Here is an 18,729-nt window from a genome sequence, read left to right on the forward strand (position 1 = left end):
TTACCGCGTGTAGGAAGTAGGTTGAGATTGGTTTGGCCGTGTTGAGGCCCAACCATCAGATTGGGATAGTTCGACATCGGTTTCTTGGAAGGTTTCCCTGCGCAATTGATTACGAGCTGATGAGTTAGGAGACACCAGTGTTGCCTTCAACCAACGTAAGTTTTCAGCAAACTCTGACTTTGTCTCGCTCATTGCTGAAGCCGCAGCTTTGGTAAGCGTTAACGCGATCCATCCGAGTACAGCGACTAGAACAAAGAAAGCAACACCGACAACGAGCATGGCACCGCCGATCGAGAGCTCAGTGAACTCGCCTAGCAATAGGCCGCTGGCAATCATGACGACGGTTAATGCTGATCCTGCAATGGTCGCTGCAAGTCCACCGAAAATGCCAGCGCGAACAAGTTTGCGTTTCGCCTCTTGGCTGTCGACCGAAAGCAGTTCAAGTTGGAGCTCGAAAAGATCGAGGACGTCCTGAGTTACTTTTTGGAAGCTTGATTGTTGGGTTGTTGCATGAGTGGGCATGGCACTTACCACTCCCTTCGTTTGACGAGCCATCCGAGTGCCAGCCCTGTCGCGAACGCGGTCGCTACAGCGATTTCAGGTTTGGATTCGACAAACTGTACAAAGCGGTTAGATAGTGAGCGTTGCTGCGCTTCGATCGCAAGCGAATGATCTCGTTGAACTTGACCTCGACCAGAATTGACTTGGTCATCGATCGAACGTTGGGGGGCAGGAGCAATCATCGTGGAGCATTCCTCATTTCGTGTGTCCTGGTGTCACTGGTTCGTGCATTGGTGCGAGATGCACCGGTGAAATGGCTGGCCAATTCTCTCGCGGCCATCGACGTCGCTTGGCGGAGTAGCAGTGTCATTGCGGCACCTGCTATTCCGGCAAACATCCCACGTTTTGCTGGAGTGTCCGCAGAAGCATCCGCACGACGATAGTGTGGAACAGCTATCTGCTTGCTCTTCTTCGGGACGACTAGAAATCCAGCAACCGCGACCGCGGCCAATATCGGTACGGAGTGACGCGACATGTGGTATTTCCAGTCCGATAGCTGCTTAACACGCTCGCGTGCATCATCCACGTCGTAAGGCAACTCAGATCGGATCTGTTGCATACGATCGCGAATCGCGGCAGCCTGCTTACGGGTTGCAAGTGTGCTAGTCATGTCTATCGCTTTCGACCAAGAAACAACAAAGCGCCCGCAGCGATTCCAAGCCCGAACACGATTGCCAATGATTCCGTCGGACGTGCACGCACGGTGTCTACCACCCGTGCTGAGTAGTCAGCAGACTGGGCGGCGAACTTTCGTGCTTGGTCTCTCGCATAGTCGCTGGCTTCGGAAGCAAGTTGCTGAGCGGCCTCGCCATACTGTTGGACGGAATCCGCAGCACGTTCGCCAATGCCACCTCGAAATACGCTATCGATGAAATCTTCGATCTCGTTGCGAGCAGCACCGGTCTTTTGTTGAACCATTCCGACCAGTTGATCGGCGGAACCTTGGACACGCTGCAAATCATCGTCGGTTAATTGACCCCAATGCTCTTTTAATCGGCCTGCGATCTCGTTCCAGTGGCCCTTAATTTGTTCTCGGTTAGCCATGGTCTTATCCTCCATCGTCGTTGTGTTGTTTTGTCGTCCTGCCAGCCATGAAGGCTGTCGAGACTCAACCAGAAAGCAATTGATGTGCCACAGCAGTATTCAGGGTGAAATTGATGCCGCTGACTAATCGGCTTGGTCAATATTGGCTCAGGCTGGTCGCTTGCCAACCAACCGCAGGTCGCTAGTGTTTGCTCATGCAGGCCTACCCAGTGAATCCATTTCGTCATGACCTCCGCCGCATTAAATGGTTCTATGAAGGCACAGTACTTGCTAATCGAGGTTGATCACCGATAGAAAGTGCATCCTCGTCGGTTCTCCCTCCTCTCTTGGTACCTGGTCCAACCATGCCGGACTCGATTCCGTTAAAACGGTGTTTAATTGCCGATGATGTGCGCGCGTCTCGAAAAGTCGTGGGATCTTGGTTGCATGAATGCCAGTTTCAATGCGAGTATGTCGAGGATGGCCGCACCGCATGGGAGTCGATCGTCGAGCAACCACCTGAACTGTTAGTGACTGACCTCGAGATGCCAGTTTTGTGTGGCCTAGAGCTGCTGTTTAAAATCCGAAACTCGGAAGACGACCGTGTTCGGCGAATGCCCGTGCTCGTGATGACCAGCCTCCAGGACAATCAAACATGGCACGTTATTGAACAAATGGGAGGCGATGGACTGCTGCATAAACCGCTCGACAAGCAATCAACACTTTCAATGGTGACCGAGATGGTCACACGCAGCAGGCGCCGCTGTGAAGCAACGCTTCCCAGCGATGATCAATTTATCCAAGGCATGGGTGTTATCTCGCCAACGCTGCGCCGGTTACTTCGAACGGTAACCGAGAATCAACAATGGTGAAGCGTTAGTTTTCGGGTTAGTCTCGTTGAACGGTCTCAACGACGCGGACTGCATTTTTGTCTGGTTGAATCCCATCACCATAAAGTGTGGCATAGACCTGAGTGGCTTCAGCACCAAGTAGCACGATGATTGCACTGTAGTAAACCCAAACGAGAATCACAGCGAGTGAGGCTGCCGCTGCACCAAGTTCCGCACCGGGTTCCGAATAAGAGAAATAGATTTGCATCGCATATCGGCCGGCGAGGAATAACGCCGTTGTGATCGTTGCTCCAACAAGCACATCGCGCCAGCGGATTTTGGCATCAGGCATGAATTTGAAAATTGCCGAGAAAACTGAAAACACAACTGCTGCCTGGACGGCGTAGTTAATTCCATCGGCGACTCCCAGGCTGGTGCCGATGTAGTCCGTGATTTGTCGACCCGCAGTTGAAAGTACGGACGAAACAGCGATCGAAACCAGCAGCAAAAAGCCGAGGCCCAGGATCATCGCAAATGATAGAACTCGCTTGCTAATCATCGTCGCCAAGCTGGATTTTTCGGGGTCTGGTTTCACCTGCCACACCTGATTAAGTGAATCTTGTAGCGTTCCGACCACGCCCGTTGCACCCACCAAGATTCCGGCGAAGCTGAGTAACGTTTTCCACCAGTTGGCTTTGGAGTCTTCGGTATCGTTCAAGATGGAAGATATCTCATCGACGGCTTCTTCGTTGCCGAGCATGTCAGACAATTGACTCGTTAGCACCGTCTGGGCTTTGTCGCGTGCCTGATCGCTCTCGTAAGCAACTGACAATCCGAACGTCATTACGGTCATCAATAAAAATAGTAGAGGTGGCAAAGCGAAGGTCGTGTAGTACGCCATCGCTGCAGCGAGTGTCGTACAACGGTCTTTCGAGAATTCAGCAAACGTTTGCTTAAGAAACTTCATTGGCTTGTTCGGTGTTACGAGGAGCGGAGTGCAGGAATGAAAAGATTCGACGGCAATAGCATCGATGTCGATCCAACCATGAAGGTCAACTCGTTTCCGTTCATGTATTACCAGCCAGTAAGCCTCACTTTGAGACCAATGCCTATCTAGAGCATTTGATATGCCGGAAGCCTGGCAATAGTCCGGCAATGCTGATCGGTGGTATTTCAAGCGGGTTCGCCCTGTGGATAGAGGTCGCATCGCAAAGGGAAAAACGAGGCGACGTCATTAAGGGGGACTTCCGGGAAGTTCCATTGGCGTCATGACGCATATTCAGGACGTCACGCTCTTCGAATCGAACGTTCATTTTGAACATCAGGCCAGTCTCGATTGGCACGGCAATCGCTTTGCTGCTGGTTTTGGCGTTTTAAACGCTGTTGGTCATTCAACATCCCTTTCAGCATCCCTTTGAAATTTGGTGAGAGAACATTATGTCCATGAAAACCCTTGCTGATGCCTTTTACGACGAACTTCGTGATGTGCTAAGTGCCGAAAAGCAACTGGTCAAAGCGCTGCCAAAGATGATCAAAAAAGCATCATGCGAAAAACTAGTCGCCGCAATTGAAAGCCACCTCGCGGAAACGGAAGCCCAGGTCGAACGGGTCGAAAAGGCGTTTGAAGAGACCGGCAAAGCGGCACGTGCAAAGACTTGCGAGGCAATGAAAGGGTTGATTTCGGAAGCCGAAGAGATGCTTAAGGAAGAAGCCGAACCCGCCGTCAAGGATGCTGTGATCATCGCGTGTGCTCAAAAGGTGGAGCACTATGAAATTGCGACATACGGAACGTTGTGCACCTGGGCCGAGGCGCTCGGCTATGACAACGCTTTAAAACTCCTCAAGCAGAACATCGACGAGGAGGAAACGGCTGATAAGAAACTGTCCGAGATTGCGAAAGCGATCAATAAGGATGCTCTATCGGTTGGTTAGCCGGCATTCTCGAACGCTTTTCAACTTCCATCACTCTCCCTCTGTGACGCTGATTTATGACGACGCATGCAGCCCGTTTCCGTCGCCGTTCTTACTGGAATCGTGCTGCGGCCGTACTCCAGGAATGGCTTCGCGAGCCCACCCAAGTGGCCTCCCTCGTTCCCAGTACCACTTCGCTAACCAGACGAATCGCCGAGCGTGAGTGCATACGAAACGCATCGGCGATTCTTGACCTGGGTCCGGGAACGGGGGGAACGACGGAAGCTTTGCTAGAAGTCGCCCAGCCGAATTGCCGAGTCTTGGCAATCGAAAAGACGGATGGCTTTATCGAATCGCTTCATGAGATCGACGATCCTCGTTTGATCGTCGAGCACGGAGATGTGATGGGGCTCGGGCGTATCCTGCTGTCGCATCAAATCGAATCACTAGATGTGATCGTATCTGGGATTCCGTTTTCGACTCTCTCCGAAACTGATGCGGTTAATTTGTGCAAGTCCATCGACCAGGCTTTGCCAGATGGTGGAACGTTCATTGCCTATCAGTTACGGAGCGACGTCGCTCGTTACGCGGATCCTCACTTTGGACGAGCCTCTACCGAAATGGTTTGGATCAACGTACCACCTCTAAGAGTTTTTACTTGGACCAAGCACGCCCATGTCTAGATCAAGTCGCATGTAATGTCCGATCGCTTGACGTAAACACCGATATTCGGTTGGTCCCTCTGCGAAGAAGACGCCGGACTTGGCGTGGCAGGTGTGGCTTGCCTCCGTTGGTTTCGCATCGCTGAGTTTGCATCCATTCAACGGATCTGTTCACATTGTCCACCTGTACCTGCATTGGTCGTTTGTGCGAAAGGTTCCTTGAACGCGAAGTCAGGGCAGCACATTCTACGGGCAGGTAGTGCAAGCGGACTGCATTTCTGAGAAGATCTCGGTGCAGATAATCTCGGTGCAAGCAATCTCGGGTAAAGAAACTCGGGCAGAGAAAAACGCTGCGTTTAATGGGGAACCTCTTGGTTGGCTACCGTGAGCTTCCGGAGGCGTGCTGTTTTTTTATCGTTCGGCGCGAGCAATTCGTTGCAACACGTCCGGGCCCCAACTCGGGCTATGTCCCCTCATCGCTTACGCTGTTTTCTAGACTCACTTCGAACGATCCCTTTGTTGAACCATAGCGAAGCACTCATGATGGACATTACGATCGCGATCGCGGTGATGACTTGTGTATCGATTTTTGCAGGCCTGATCACTGCGAACTTTGCTTACTCGGATAAGGGGCAATGGACGATGCTTGGCTTAGCCATGTCCGTGCTCGCGATGGTGTACTTTTTAATCTATGGTTCGGGACAACTCATTTGGGCTCGATTCATTGCTTCATCAGCGGCGATTATTTACACGAATGTCGCTGCCTTGTTCGCGGCAATGGCGGCCGGATGGGCATGGCGACTGCCTAAGACACCTGCTTGGCGACGCGGAGGCCTGAGTGTTCTTCTCGGATGTGCTTCGTTGGCCGTGATTTGTTGGCCTCTGCTATCGATCGCTTTACGTCCACCACCGGAAGGCGGCGATGTGTGGCAAAACGGGGTCGCGATGCAAACGTCCTGGGCTACTTGCAGTCCGGCAGCTGCAGCGACATTGTTGAAGAGCGAAAACATTCAGGCGAACGAGAGTGAATTGATACCTCTTTGTTTGACTGACTCTAGTGGCACTCCCACGCTAGGGCTTTATCGCGGTATTAAGCTCGTTGCCCAACGTCAAGGACGTTCGGTAAGCGTCGTCAATTCTAGCTTGCAGCAATTGGTTGCCGAGAAGGATTGGCCTGTCTTGATAGCCGTCGAGTTGCCGTTCGGAGTCAAAGATCGTCGCTATGCAGAGCAATGGGGATGGATTCCCGGAATGGGGCACTCCGTTGTGTTATTTGGACGCACTGAAGAAGGCGGTTTCATCATCGGCGACCCGTCGGTCGGGTTAGAGAAATGGTCCGAGAAGGACATGGAATTGCTTTGGCACGGTGATGGAATTCGCATTGACTGACGTTGTCAGCGCAAGCGTGAAGGACTGACATTGTCGTGCAAGCGTGACGGACTGAGTGTGTCAGCGAAAGCGAGAGGCCAGCAAAGCACCGGTGCTGCCTTTGGTGCGAACGTAGTCCGCAGACTTGGTTGCACGTCGACGCGCGGCCTCGCAGCCCGTTGGGAACAGCCTCACGGCGTGTTAGGCACGGCACTTGCTTAAGGGGAGTCGGCAAAATTGCTAGACAAACATTCCCCCTTTTCGCATTACCCCGTTGGCTTACATGAACACATCTGTTCTTCATCAACCTGCGTCCGTTTCAAAGCCGGTGGGCGTCGGCCCCATTCATGTTGATCAAGGCATCGCCTTTCGAGTTTGGGCACCGCATGCGGATTCCGTAAGTGTTGTGGGATCGTTCAATGACTGGAACGAAAACGCTAACCCTATGGAACGAGAAGATGGCGGACATTGGTTTGCGTTGGTAGAGAACGCCAAGATAGGAAGCCAGTACAAATATCGGATTCAAAACGGCAACAATGTCTTCGACAGAATTGATCCGCGAGTTCGAGAAGTTACTAACTCGGTCGGTGTCGGCATCGTTCATGATCCTCACTTCGATTGGCAAGGTGACGATTTCCACATTTCATCTTGGAATGAATTGGTAATCTATGAAGCTCATATTGGTACGTTTAGCCGGTCGAAAGAAGATCAGCCTGGTGGGTTTTCGAACTTCGCGAAGCGATTCGGGCACCTCAGGAAGCTTGGTGTCAACGCTATCCAAATCATGCCAATCGCGGAATTCGCAGGCGATGTTTCTTGGGGTTACAACCCGGCGCATATTTACGCAGTCGAAAGTGCCTATGGTGGTCCAGTTGCGTTTAAGGAATTTGTAAGGCAAGCCCATGCAGAAGGCTTTGCGATCATCTTGGACGTTGTCTACAACCACTTTGGTCCGTCGGACCTTGATATCTGGCAATTCGACGGTTGGAACGAGAATGGAAAAGGTGGCATCTACTTTTACAATGATCATAGAAGCTCGACTCCTTGGGGCGACACGCGACCGGACTATGGTCGCCACGAAGTGCGATCTTACATCCGTGACAACGCGGCGATGTGGCTTGAAGACTTTCATGTCGATGGATTGCGCTACGACATGACTCTGTATATACGCTCGATTGACGGGAGCCCTGATAATGAGATTCCCGAGGGATGGGGGCTTACTCAATGGGTCAACCGAGACATTCATTCGATTAAGCCAGGTGCCATTACCATTGCCGAGGACTTGCAAAACAACAGCTACCTGACAAAGTCAGATCACGAGGGTGGTGCTGGGTTCTCGACGCAGTGGGATGCAGGCTTTGTGCACCCGATACGTGAAGTATTGACCGCGGCGAACGATGAGCATCGTTCTATGGCGAAGGTGCGTGATGCGTTATATCACGGCTACAACGGTGATGCGTTTCAAAGGGTTGTCTACACCGAATCCCACGATGAAGTTGCCAACGGAAAGTCTCGCGTTCCGAGCGAGGTTTCTCCTTGGGATGATGGTAGCTGGTACGCCCAAAAGCGTTCTACCCTTGGTGCTGCGCTTGTCATGACAGCACCGGGAATTCCGATGTTGTTTCAAGGACAAGAGTTTTTGCAAGGCGGCTGGTTTCAAGACACCGATGAACTCGACTGGGAGAATGCCAAAGACTTCCGCGGTATCGTGCGACTGTTCGCTGATTTGATTCGTTTGCGTTTGAATCGTGAAGGAGTCACTCGAGGATTAACCGGTCAAGGTTTGCATGTGTATCACGTCAACGAAGTCGACAAGGTGATCGCCTACCGTCGCCACTTCGATGATGATCCGCGAAACGACGTGATAGTTGTCGCGAACTTCATGGCAGAGTCCAAAGAGACCTACCGAATCGGGTTCCCTCAGCCAGGCTCGTGGGTGTTGCGATTCAACAGCGATAGTGACATCTATAGTTCCGACTTTACGAATGTGGAATCATACGATGCGGAGGCTACGGACGATCCTTGTGATGGTCTTGACTACTCTGCTGAGGTTACGATTCCTCCGTACTCAGTATTGATTTATTCGCGAAGTGAAGCGGAACCTGGGGACACGACCTTGTAGCCAAACTTCGCAAAATTCTCCTGTGCGTGGTAGCAGCCGATTGGCTGCTGCCAGCTTTGATAGTTATGACTCAACTACCCAAAACGTCCCAGATTGATTCACGAACGGAGGCCCTACCGCTTGCAAATTCCATTGTCGGAATCGGAGCCTCGGCGGGAGGGCTGACGGCTTTGGAATGTTTGTTTGAGCAGCTCAGGGATGACGCCGGTGCCGCGTATGTTGTGATCCAGCATCTATCGCCTGACTACCAAAGTCATATGGCGGAGTTGCTTGGACGTCGAACGAAAATGCAGACCGTTCAAATGACCGAAGGCGTTGCTTTAAAACCCAATACGGTCTACCTAATGCCGCCGGATAAGCATGTGGAAGTGGTGGGCAGTCAGTTGAGATTGCAGGAACGATCGGACGATGGTGAACTGAATCTTCCCATCGATAGGTTCTTTCGATCACTCTCGGAGCAGACCGACCGATCGATTGCGGCTGTGGTGCTATCAGGTACGGGCAGCGACGGTAGCGCTGGGATTGTTGATGTTCACGAAGCCGGTGGTCTAGTGCTATGCCAGGACGAAGATTCCGCTCAGTTTAATGGAATGCCGCTCAACGCCATTAAGACTCAAAAGGTCCACGTGGTCGGATCAGTCCCTGAGATTGCCGAAGCGCTGACATCTTACGCTGAAGGGCATTCGATTGAAGAGATCGTCGCTCATCAATCCCCCACCATTGAACGCAATCATCTGGATGCAATTTATCAGCGACTCGAAAGTTGTTGCGGAGTGGATTTTGGGCAGTACAAGCACGGCACGTTTACTCGACGTCTTTCGCGTCGAATGATGCTGAGCAAGACCGACGAATTAGATAAATACGTCGAGCTGCTTGATAGCGATCCGGATGAATTGCTGCGTCTAGCCGATGACTTAATGATTGGTGTGACTCGATTCTTTCGTGATCCAGATGGCTTTCACCGATTGTGCGGTCGTTGTATTCGTACCCTTATCGGATCCAAGAGCGAAGGCGATGAGTTAAGGGTTTGGGTCGCAGGTTGCGCAACTGGCCAAGAAGCCTACAGCATCGCGATGTTGATCCAAGACGAGAAACAAAAGCGCAACGTTGATTTCACGACTAAGATTTTTGCCACGGATGTTCATCCTGAAGCGATTCGATATGCCCAACAAGGAATCTTTCCACGCGAGGCGATCGCAGAAATTCCAAGGCACCTTCGTAATCAGTTTGTCGTTGATAATCCCGAGGGCTTTGAGTTCACGAAGAATGTTCGAGACTCTGTGGTGTTTGCGCGGCACGATGTGCTGCAGGATGCTCCGTTCACGAACATGGACTTGATTACCTGCCGCAACTTGCTGATCTACCTTGTCGACGATGCCCAGGCTCGGGTGCTATCGGCCTTCACTCATGCTTTGCGAACTCGAGGGGTGTTGTGGCTAGGTCCCAGCGAGACACCAGGCGATGTCGAAGATCAATACGCCACCCTTGATAAGCATTGGCGATTGTTTCAGAAAGAGCGAGAGACGCGACTTCCATTGGATTTGAAATTACGCAAACGTCCGCTGTCCAATGTCGCTTTATCGATACGTCCTCGGTCGTCGTCAGCACCGTCTCCTGGATTGGTGATGACGTACGACCGAATTCTAGCGAAGTATGCGCCCCCGGCAATTTTGTTTGATCAATCGCTTCATCCCTTGCAGGTCTTTGGCGATGTTTCGCGGTTCACGGTTCGACCCACTGGACGTCTAAGAGGAACCGTCGAAGAGATGCTGGCCGAACCGTTGCGGTTGCCGCTAGCTATTGGTCTGCAACGAATGCAGTCGGATCAGCGCATCACCGAGACGGAATCAGCAATCTTTGATGGTGAGCGAGTCGAATTGCAGATTCAAGCGTTTCACCATCCCAGTCTGACCGAAACTCACTACTTGCTCAGCTTCGATGCCGAGGATTTCATCGCACCGACAAAGCAACCGTTGCTTCCCAATGAGGGTCTGGCACCAGAACGGAATTTGCGGAAACCAAATGTCTTGGAGGCTGCAGTCGATGGTAGTGAATCCACACGTATCGCGATGCTGCAAGAGCAAGTTCGTATGTTGGAGATGGAGCTCGACTATACCCGCGAAAACTTGCAGGCAACAATCGAAGAGGTAGAAACAACGAACGAGGAACTGCAATCCAGCAACGAAGAGTTAACCAGCAGCAACGAGGAACTTCAAAGCACCAATGAAGAACTGCACAGTGTCAACGAAGAACTGCATACCACTCATACGGAAAGCACGCGGCGGTTGCAGTTGTTAACGGAGTTGACCAACGACCTTGAAAGCGTGATGCGAGAAAGCAACGTCGGTCTCGTGCTTGTTGATCGCGACATGACGATTCGCCGCGTCACGCCTGCTGCCGCAGACCTTCTGTTGATCCGGCGTCGCGATGCCCAAGGCGAATCACTGCAAGATTATGCCGGCGCGTTCGACGATCTTGACTTGGTCGAAATAGCAAAGCGGGTTCGCGATACGAATCAGCCGGTTGAAATGGAGGCAACTGATCGTCGTGGCGATCCAGTGCTGTTGCGAGTGACGGCCTATCGTGATCGCACCGGTGTCCTGATGACATTCACGAACTTGCGATCCGTGAAAGAAACGAACGAAAAGCTGCGTAAGTTGACATCCATCGTGGCCGACAGCACGGACGCCATCATCGGCGTGGAACTCAATGGACGCGTGACTAGCTGGAACCGTGGTGCGACAAAGCTCTTTGGTACCGAGCTAGACGTTGCCAAGAATTTTGAACTCGCTGAGACGCTGCCCCAGTCGGTGTATGAATCATGCGACTCGTTGATCAAAGAGCTTTCCCGTAAGGGTGACGTTGCACCTCGGGAAGTCTCGGCAACCATTCGCGGTCGAACGCTTACGTTGCTCATTCGCGTTACGCCAGTGCTTGATGAGTATGAGCGCGTCTCCGCCGCGGCAATCACCCTTTACGATGTGACTTTGCTGCGCGCTGCGGAAGAGCAATTGCGGCTTAGGACACGGGCCATCGATGCAGCAGTCAACGGTTTTGTAATCGTTGATGCGTTAGCAAAAGATCACCCTATCGTGTATGCGAACCAAGGTTTTTATAGCCTCACGGGGTTTCGACCTGAGGACATCGTGGGACGCAATTGTCGATTCCTGCAGGGCCCGCAAACTGACCCAGAGGATGTCAAGATTATTCGCGAAGCCATTGCGAAGAAGCGAGAGTGCAGGGTCACGTTGCTGAACTACCGACGGGACGGAAGTGAGTTCTACAATGACCTTGTGATCACCCCGGTCGCGGACGAACACGGTCAAGTCACTCACTTTGTCGGTGTGCAGAGTGACGTGACCGACGTCGTTGCTGCAAAACGCATACTTGAAAAAAGCGAGGCGGAGTATCGCAGCACGTTCGAGAATGCCGCGATTGGAATTGCTCACATCGGACTCGACGGCGAATGGCTGCGAGTGAACCAGAAGTTGTGCCAGATTGTTGGTTATTCTCGTGATGAGCTTCAATCGAAAACGTTTCAAGAGATCACTCATGTCGACGACCTTAACAGCGACCTTGTTCAGTTTGCGAGAATGAAACGAGGAGAAATTCCCGGATACACGATGCAAAAGCGATTCATTCATCGCAACGGTCACGTCGTTTGGGTAAATCTCACTACGTCCTTACGCTCTGACGTCAAAGGCAATCCCGAATGTTGCATCTCGTTGGTCGAGGATATCTCGGAACGTATCGAGACTGAGCAAAAATTGTCGGCGTCGCGGGCCATCATTGCCGAAGTTATCCAACGTAGCGACGATCCCTTTATCAGCTTTGATTACGATGGCGTGATTCAAGTTGCGAATCGATCGGCTCATCGTTTGAGAGACATATCCGGCGATTTGCGAGGACGTTCTTACGAAGAATTGTTCGTTGATGATGCGGAGTCGCCTCTACTATCGGCGCTGGATCGTGTGCGTCGGTCTCAACAAGGGGAAACAACTGAGTATTACTCTCGACATCTCAGTCGATGGTATGACGCTCGGGTGTTTCCTGTCGACGGCGGTGCGGCCCTCTACATGACGGATGTAACAGGTCGCAAGGAAACAGAGACCTACCTGGAACGCGCTCGTGTCGCAGCCGAAGAAGCGAGTGTGGCGAAAAGTAAGTTCTTGACCAACATGAGTCACGAAATTCGCTCGCCAATGTCGGCAATCATTGGCTTCAGTGATATCGCGTTGCGTGACCTCAGTGATGGCAAACCCGTGGAGCCAGAGCACCTCGAGACAGTTATCCGCAATGGGCGTTTCCTGTTGGGGATCATCAACGACATATTGGATTTGTCAAAAGTCGAAGCCGGCAAGCTCGAAGTGAGGAAGTCTCGGTTCGGATTACTTCCTATGTTGGCCGATATTAATGAGCTCATGCGTCATCGCAGTGACTCGTCTGGCATACCTTTAACTTTCGAGTTCGCCAGTCCGGTTGTTCAACGCGTGTATAGCGACCGATCTCGGGTCGAACAGATTTTGGTGAACCTAATTGGTAACGCGATTAAGTTCACGCCAAAAGGAAACGTCCGAGTTGTGGTGGACATGGACTTAAGTGACGGCGAACAACTGCGTTTTCGAGTGATCGATACAGGGATTGGGATATCCGACGCGAATCTGTCCCGCTTGTTTCAAACCTTCAGCCAAGTGCATGACAATAAGATTGTTGGGGTCGAAGGCACCGGTCTAGGGTTAGTAATCAGCAAGCGTTTAGCCAAGATTTTGGGTGGTGACATCACTGTCGAAAGTCGCGAGGGCAAAGGCAGTTGTTTCACGCTGTTATTGCCGGTCCAACACTCTGACAACCTGATCACTCCAACAATCGCGGACTTGAAGCCTGAAGCAACAAGTTCCGCAGAATTGGACCGATTGGATTGCCGCGTTTTGGTCGTCGATGATGCTCGCGATGTCAGGATGGTCACAACACGCTTCTTGTCACGATGCGGTGCGGACGTAGTAGAAGCGGTCAATGGCGCCGAAGCCGTGAAGGCGGTTTCGAAAGCCGAAAGCGATGGACGACCATTCGCATGTATCTTGATGGACATGCAAATGCCTGAACTTGATGGCCGCGCCGCGACTGAGCGACTTCGCAATCAAGGCTTCATGATGCCTATCATAGCGCTCACGGCTGGAGCCACCTCCGAAGAGGTTCAAGAGGCTATCGCGGCAGGCTGCACCGAGTTCATGGCAAAGCCCGTTGATGCTCCTAATCTCATTCGTCGAGTTGCTGATCTGACGAGATAGTGCAGTGATACGTCGCTAGCTGGACTCGTGAATGATCTTCAGAGCAATCCATTGCCAAGGGGTCGAAGCCTTTTGGCATACGACGTGCTTCGCTATCAGTCTCTTCTAATGTGTAGCTTCAGTGAAGTTACACAAATTCAATAGGCACATAAAAGGATTAACCGTAATGATAAGCCAATGGATATCTTCGACTTGGCCAGAAATTGGGATGGTCTTGATTTCGAGTGCCTCGGTCTATGTTGCCATTCTGCTCTATACACGCTTTGCAGGGCTCCGCAGCTTTTCAAAAATGTCCGCCCCGGATTTTGCGATGACGGTAGCCGTCGGGTCTCTGTTCGGTTCAACGATATCGTCGCCCAGTCCGACGCTGGTGTTGGGATTAGTGGCGTTAGCGTCGCTATACTTTGGGCAGTGGATCATCTCGGCACTACGCCAGAAGTTTGAAGGTTTCGGCAAGGTGATAGATAACCAGCCATTGTTGCTAATGGCGGGACGTGAATTCCTTGACGATAATCTGCGTCAAGCGAAAGTGACGCGCTCGGACGTGTACGGCAAACTGCGAGAAGCCAACGCATTGAACTACGACGAAGTATTGGCCGTCGTGTTCGAAACCACCGGTGATATTTCAGTGCTGCACCGTAGTGATAGCAATGCGGTGCTGGAACAGGACTTCATTAAGAACGTTATCGGAAACGAACATTTACAACGAACGGCCTAGCATGGAACAAAAAAACGTGCTGTTGAGCTTGTAACTCGACAGCACGTTTTGCTTTGTCTATCCGTTCAAGATTCTATGATCAAGATACCTTTTTAGGATCGTACCTTTGGTTCACGGTCCCAGATCCGGTACTGCTTCGCCGCGTCGATGAAGGACGCTACATCGGTCGAAGTAATATTCACGACGCCTTCATCACTATCGGTGTCGACTGATGCTTTCTCGAACATTGGCATGGCTTGATCAGTAAAACCGATGACTTTGAGGTGTCCAAAGGCATCGCGGATCCAATCGACCGCGGCCGCTTGGGACATCAGGGCATCAAGCTGATCTTTGCCAGGCGCAATGACCACACAGTCGAATAGAACTGATGGGGCTCCCGATAGGAAGTGATCGGGCGTAATCTCTTTACCGCCAGTAGTCTTAATCGGTCCTGCTTTCAGTGCAACGATTTCCATCATCGCGCCCTCTTTCTTCGCCGCTTTTTCCAACGCATTGTAAAGTGACGAATCCAATAGATTAGTAGTTAGAACTCCAATCTTCTTGCCCGCGAGGGTCTTGGGAGCATCCGTGTATTGGGACAACGCAGGCGATGGTTCTGGATTGCCGACGGATACCAACGGCTTGATGGAATCGGCTTCACCTTCCATCCCCAAGGCAGATGCGACACGTTCGCAAAGTTCTTGATCCACATTGCTTAAGTGCCCCAGCATCCGCTTGCGAATTTTGAGCTCATCGCATTTGCCCAATTCAAAGGCAAAGCCTCCGACAATGTGTCGCTTTTCCGGTTCCGTCATCGAGACCCAAAACAAACGGGCTTGGGTGTAGTGGTCAGCAAAACTCTCGGGTCGAATGCGGAGTTTCTCGCCGCTTTCTTTTGCGGGGAAACTGCCGAATCCGGTAATGGGACACTCCCGCGGACTTCCACTGTCAAGCGAGTTTGGTTCGTTGGCAACATTACCGGTGGGCACTTCCATCTGCATATGTCCGTCACGCTGGAAGTTGGCAAACGGACACTTAGGCTTATTGACCGGGATTTGATGGAAATTGGGACTGCCCAGACGAGATAATTGCGTGTCTAGGTAGGAGAACAACCGTCCTTGCAGCAGTGGATCGTTGGAGAAGTCGATTCCAGGAACGACGTGCGATGGGCAGAATGCAACCTGCTCTGTTTCAGCAAAGAAGTTGTCGACATTTCGATCCAGTACCATCTTGCCGATCGGAGTCAACGGAATCTGTTCTTCGGGAACCAACTTGGTGGGATCCAAGACGTCATAGTCGAACTTGTTTGCCTCTTCCTCGGTGAACGCTTGAACGCAAAGTTCCCATTCGGGATAGTCGCCTGATTCGATCGCGTTCCACAAGTCTCGGCGGTGAAAGTCAGGGTCTGCACCGGAGATTTTCACTGCTTCAGGCCAGATCAACGAGAAGGTGCCGAGCTTGGGACGCCAATGGAACTTCACAAACCGCGATTCACCCTTCTCGTTAATCATTCGAAACGTGTGAACACCAAAGCCTTCCATCATCCGGAACGATCGTGGAATCGCGCGGTCTGACATGATCCACATCAGCATGTGCACGGATTCTGGATTGAGCGATACAAAGTCCCAGAACGTATTGTGTGCCGACTGCGCTTGGGGGAAGTCGCGATCGGGTTCAGGTTTGACGCTATGAATGAGGTCGGGGAACTTAATCGCGTCTTGGATAAAGAACACTGGGATGTTGTTGCCAACTAAATCGTAGTTACCCGCACTCGTATAGAACTTCACCGAGAAGCCACGAACGTCCCGCGCCGTATCCGGTGATCCCGCACTTCCGGCAACGGTTGAAAACCGGCAGAAAACGGGTGTCTTTTCGGAAGGATCTTGCAAGAACGCTGCTTTAGTCAGCTTTGAATTTCCTTTGTAGGCCTGGAAGTAACCATGCGCTGCATAACCCCTGGCATGCACGACACGCTCGGGAATTCGTTCATGGTCAAAATGCGTGATCTTCTCACGCATCACGAAGTCCTCTAACAATTGCGGACCTCGGGGGCCAACCGTCAGCGTGTTCTGGTCGTCTGACACAACGACGCCCTGATTTGTCGTCAGACGCTGGTCCTCAGCACCCGCGGTTTGATGGAGTTCACCACCATTTCCGATTGTCTGCTTCGCATCGGGTTTCTTCTTCTTTGCCATAGAATTTCTGTCCAAGTTTTAAGTGTTTTAAGGCGGACGTTCAGGTGTGGAGGGTTCGAGCCGACCGCTGGTTCGTCCAGAGAGCAACAATACCGTGGGACGCTGGGACCCCGGCAAAATGTGTTGATCTCTGAACAGCCGAGCTGGTCGTGTTTAGATCAGGTAAGGCAGCCCTCTCGCTGAAGCGCGAGAAGACTGAGGTTTGATACACATGAGAGGTTACAGATCTATCGTTTGCCATTGCCTGATCGATGGACTCGATGGTCGCAAACGCTGCGAACATCTTTCATCCGTGCAGCCTGGCAAAGCAATTGGCGTGCCGTAAACCACATCGCCACGTATAGCGAACATCGCTCGCAGAGACAGCCTGTCGACATATGAGACATGCTCTAAAGGACTCAGCAATTTCCGAGGCTAGGTTTCGAAAGATCAAATCACTCGACGCACTATGATTCGTGATCGGTCGAAGGCGATTCGAGGTAGTCGTCGATGTAGAGCATCTCGACCATCGTTTTGCCCGCAGCTAGAAGAGGCGAAGCGACAGCAGCCCCGATGAAACCGAAGAGAACGCCCATGATGGCTTGAAAGGAAATTAGCAACGCAGGCGGAAGCGAGACGGCCTTTTGCTGAATCAACGGAGTGACGACATAACTTTCAAAAAGTTGCAGGCCCATGTAACCGCCGACAACGAACCCGACGGTCCCTGTTCCCTGCGGTAGAGCAAACATTACCGCCAAGAACAAAGCCACTGCCGCCCCAATGTTTGGAATGAACGTGAGTAGCGCAGTGAGAATGCCAAGGGTAGCCGCCATCGGAACGCCCAGTACTAGCAAGAGTAGAAACGCGCCCGATCCCGTGGCCAGCATCGAGCCGAACCGTCCTATCAACCATCGCCAAAGCGTGTCCCCTGTCCTGTCGAATACTTCTCTATACCGCTCGCGCTTGGGTACAGGAACTAAGCTCACCAGGCCATCGCGGTATGTCGTTGGGCTGATCGATAGAAATAGGCCCACGAAGAAAATCAGCAAACTATTGACGATTAGCCCAAACGTTGTTTTGAATATTTGGCCGACGGTTGACGCTACTTGCTTGACTGGTTCCGGGATGCTCTCGAGCTGAAGACCCGATTGGTCACTGGAGTTCTGATCCGACGTTCCTTCTTTATTTTTGTTTTCGGCTTGGTCGTCTGTGTTGTTGGAGCGATTCGACCCTTGTCGTTTTTGCTTGATGTCGAGTGCATCCGAAAGAAAAGGTGTGCCTGCGATTGTGGTCCGAAGCGTTGGGTACTCACTGATGAGCGTCCCGAGTTCACTCATGCCCTCGTCGATTCGGTCACTTGCTTCGTCGATCTGGCTGTTGATTTGAACAAAGAAAAATGCGTGGGCTAGGACGATTGCGATCAGCAGGGCGGAGACTACCACGGCTAACGTTCCCCGATATCCGACGGGACTGTATGTGCTAATCCAGCTCGCAAGCTTCGTCAGAAAAACGCCGAACAGGATACCCAGGAACAAAATCATGATGATTTCATTCGCAATGATAAAGACACTGCTCAGAGTCGCGATCAGCAACAATAGTCCTATCGGACGGACTAAATCGACCGGCAGTCGGTCTTCGGAGTGCTTAGTCACGGTTGATTGTCACCATCAATAGTTGAGCAAATTGATCGGCAGTAACGTTATCGATCGGAACGGTGATCGGAACAACTGACGTTTAGTACGCACTCGGCTCAAGTAAGCCAATAGAACAGTGCAAAAGCCATCAGAACAATCGCCAACACAACGGGATAGGTGAGCCCCACGACAGCAAACGGAGCACCTGGAACTTCTTCACCAAGCTTCTTGTCTTCGTCGATGACGGCGTCTTTCAGCGTTTCTATTTGACCTTTGTCACTGCTCATTCTTCTATCTTTCTCTAGAGGCTATATCGGTCGAGACCAGAACGGACAGAACGGACAGAACGCAAACATGATGCCAAAGCGACCAACGCGCATTTTTAGCGTGCATGCGTGATCCAGTACGAAATTGGTTGCGGGAAAAACTGTCAGTATGGTGCAACGGCGACCACTTCAT

15 protein-coding genes are annotated in these 18,729 nt (G+C 51.7%); 7 read left to right on the forward strand and 8 right to left on the reverse strand.

Annotated features, from left to right (window positions below):
- The 4 genes from Pla22_RS06950 to Pla22_RS06965 are packed head-to-tail and all read right to left on the reverse strand — an operon-like array spanning position 1 to position 1,605.
- Positions 1-522 carry a phage holin family protein gene (locus Pla22_RS06950; protein ID WP_146513967.1) on the reverse strand — a complete coding sequence of 174 codons (522 nt, stop codon included), beginning with the start codon at positions 520-522 and terminating at the stop codon, positions 1-3.
- A gap of 5 nt (positions 523-527) precedes the next feature.
- Positions 528-743, reverse strand: a complete 216-nt coding sequence (locus Pla22_RS06955; protein WP_146513968.1) for a hypothetical protein — start codon at positions 741-743, stop codon at positions 528-530.
- Positions 740-1,171, reverse strand: a complete 432-nt coding sequence (locus Pla22_RS06960) for a hypothetical protein (protein WP_146513969.1) — start codon at positions 1,169-1,171, stop codon at positions 740-742. Before Pla22_RS06960 ends, Pla22_RS06955 begins: the two co-directional genes overlap by 4 nt.
- Before the next feature lie 2 nt (positions 1,172-1,173).
- Complete coding sequence (locus tag Pla22_RS06965; RefSeq protein ID WP_146513970.1) at positions 1,174-1,605, reverse strand: CsbD family protein; 432 nt, start codon at positions 1,603-1,605, stop codon at positions 1,174-1,176.
- 344 nt (positions 1,606-1,949) lie between these two features.
- On the opposite strand from Pla22_RS06965, the gene Pla22_RS06970 reads away from it, so the two are divergent.
- Positions 1,950-2,456, forward strand: a complete 507-nt coding sequence (locus Pla22_RS06970; RefSeq protein WP_146513971.1) for a response regulator — start codon at positions 1,950-1,952, stop codon at positions 2,454-2,456.
- A gap of 16 nt (positions 2,457-2,472) precedes the next feature.
- Here the strand turns inward: Pla22_RS06970 and Pla22_RS06975 are convergent, their stop codons facing one another.
- The gene (locus tag Pla22_RS06975) at positions 2,473-3,381 is read right to left on the reverse strand and encodes a YihY/virulence factor BrkB family protein (RefSeq protein WP_146513972.1); all 909 of its coding nucleotides are present in this window, start codon (positions 3,379-3,381) and stop codon (positions 2,473-2,475) included.
- A gap of 470 nt (positions 3,382-3,851) precedes the next feature.
- Here Pla22_RS06975 and Pla22_RS06980 point away from each other — a divergent pair, with 470 nt between their 5' ends.
- From Pla22_RS06980 to Pla22_RS07005, 6 genes are all read left to right on the forward strand, one after another.
- Positions 3,852-4,346 (forward strand): YciE/YciF ferroxidase family protein, encoded by a 495-nt coding sequence (locus Pla22_RS06980; protein WP_146513973.1) that lies wholly within the window; start codon positions 3,852-3,854, stop codon positions 4,344-4,346.
- 56 nt (positions 4,347-4,402) lie between these two features.
- Positions 4,403-5,008, forward strand: coding sequence for a class I SAM-dependent methyltransferase (locus Pla22_RS06985; RefSeq protein ID WP_146513974.1), 606 nt, complete (start codon positions 4,403-4,405; stop codon positions 5,006-5,008).
- 519 nt (positions 5,009-5,527) lie between these two features.
- Complete coding sequence (locus tag Pla22_RS06990; protein ID WP_146513975.1) at positions 5,528-6,376, forward strand: cysteine peptidase family C39 domain-containing protein; 849 nt, start codon at positions 5,528-5,530, stop codon at positions 6,374-6,376.
- Between the two features lie 262 nt (positions 6,377-6,638).
- Entirely contained in the window at positions 6,639-8,477 is a 1,839-nt protein-coding gene (locus Pla22_RS06995; protein WP_146513976.1) for an alpha-amylase family glycosyl hydrolase, read from the forward strand.
- A gap of 65 nt (positions 8,478-8,542) precedes the next feature.
- Entirely contained in the window at positions 8,543-13,765 is a 5,223-nt protein-coding gene (locus tag Pla22_RS07000; protein WP_146513977.1) for a PAS domain S-box protein, read from the forward strand.
- Positions 13,766-13,931: 166 nt separating this feature from the next.
- Positions 13,932-14,483: a DUF421 domain-containing protein gene (locus Pla22_RS07005; protein WP_146513978.1), complete on the forward strand. Its 552-nt coding sequence runs from the start codon at positions 13,932-13,934 to the stop codon at positions 14,481-14,483.
- 92 nt (positions 14,484-14,575) lie between these two features.
- On the opposite strand, the gene Pla22_RS07010 is transcribed toward Pla22_RS07005, so the two are convergent.
- From Pla22_RS07010 to Pla22_RS25175, 3 genes are all read right to left on the reverse strand, one after another.
- On the reverse strand, positions 14,576-16,657 hold the full coding sequence (locus Pla22_RS07010) for a catalase (protein ID WP_146513979.1): 2,082 nt from the start codon (positions 16,655-16,657) through the stop codon (positions 14,576-14,578).
- Between the two features lie 446 nt (positions 16,658-17,103).
- Positions 17,104-18,288, reverse strand: coding sequence for an AI-2E family transporter (locus Pla22_RS07015; RefSeq protein WP_146513980.1), 1,185 nt, complete (start codon positions 18,286-18,288; stop codon positions 17,104-17,106).
- A 98-nt stretch (positions 18,289-18,386) separates the two neighbouring features.
- Positions 18,387-18,557, reverse strand: a complete 171-nt coding sequence (locus Pla22_RS25175) for a hypothetical protein (protein ID WP_165440550.1) — start codon at positions 18,555-18,557, stop codon at positions 18,387-18,389.
- Between the last annotated feature and the right edge of the window lie 172 nt (positions 18,558-18,729).

The organism is Rubripirellula amarantea, from assembly GCF_007859865.1.
GTDB lineage: Bacteria > Planctomycetota > Planctomycetia > Pirellulales > Pirellulaceae > Rubripirellula > Rubripirellula amarantea.

Bases quoted from the DNA above. Each gene is read 5' to 3' on its own strand.
- Pla22_RS06970 (WP_146513971.1), top strand. From the start codon at position 1,950: ATGCCGGACTCGATTCCGTTAAAACGGTGTTTAATTGCCGATGATGTG.
- Pla22_RS07005 (WP_146513978.1), top strand. From the start codon at position 13,932: ATGATAAGCCAATGGATATCTTCGACTTGGCCAGAAATTGGGATGGTC.
- Pla22_RS06960 (WP_146513969.1), bottom strand. From the start codon at position 1,171: ATGACTAGCACACTTGCAACCCGTAAGCAGGCTGCCGCGATTCGCGAT.
- Pla22_RS07010 (WP_146513979.1), bottom strand. From the start codon at position 16,657: ATGGCAAAGAAGAAGAAACCCGATGCGAAGCAGACAATCGGAAATGGT.
- Pla22_RS06990 (WP_146513975.1), top strand. From the start codon at position 5,528: ATGATGGACATTACGATCGCGATCGCGGTGATGACTTGTGTATCGATT.
- Pla22_RS06995 (WP_146513976.1), top strand. From the start codon at position 6,639: ATGAACACATCTGTTCTTCATCAACCTGCGTCCGTTTCAAAGCCGGTG.
- Pla22_RS06975 (WP_146513972.1), bottom strand. From the start codon at position 3,381: ATGAAGTTTCTTAAGCAAACGTTTGCTGAATTCTCGAAAGACCGTTGT.
- Pla22_RS06985 (WP_146513974.1), top strand. From the start codon at position 4,403: ATGACGACGCATGCAGCCCGTTTCCGTCGCCGTTCTTACTGGAATCGT.
- Pla22_RS06965 (WP_146513970.1), bottom strand. From the start codon at position 1,605: ATGGCTAACCGAGAACAAATTAAGGGCCACTGGAACGAGATCGCAGGC.
- Pla22_RS25175 (WP_165440550.1), bottom strand. From the start codon at position 18,557: ATGAGCAGTGACAAAGGTCAAATAGAAACGCTGAAAGACGCCGTCATC.
- Pla22_RS06980 (WP_146513973.1), top strand. From the start codon at position 3,852: ATGTCCATGAAAACCCTTGCTGATGCCTTTTACGACGAACTTCGTGAT.
- Pla22_RS07000 (WP_146513977.1), top strand. From the start codon at position 8,543: ATGACTCAACTACCCAAAACGTCCCAGATTGATTCACGAACGGAGGCC.
- Pla22_RS06950 (WP_146513967.1), bottom strand. From the start codon at position 522: ATGCCCACTCATGCAACAACCCAACAATCAAGCTTCCAAAAAGTAACT.
- Pla22_RS06955 (WP_146513968.1), bottom strand. From the start codon at position 743: ATGATTGCTCCTGCCCCCCAACGTTCGATCGATGACCAAGTCAATTCT.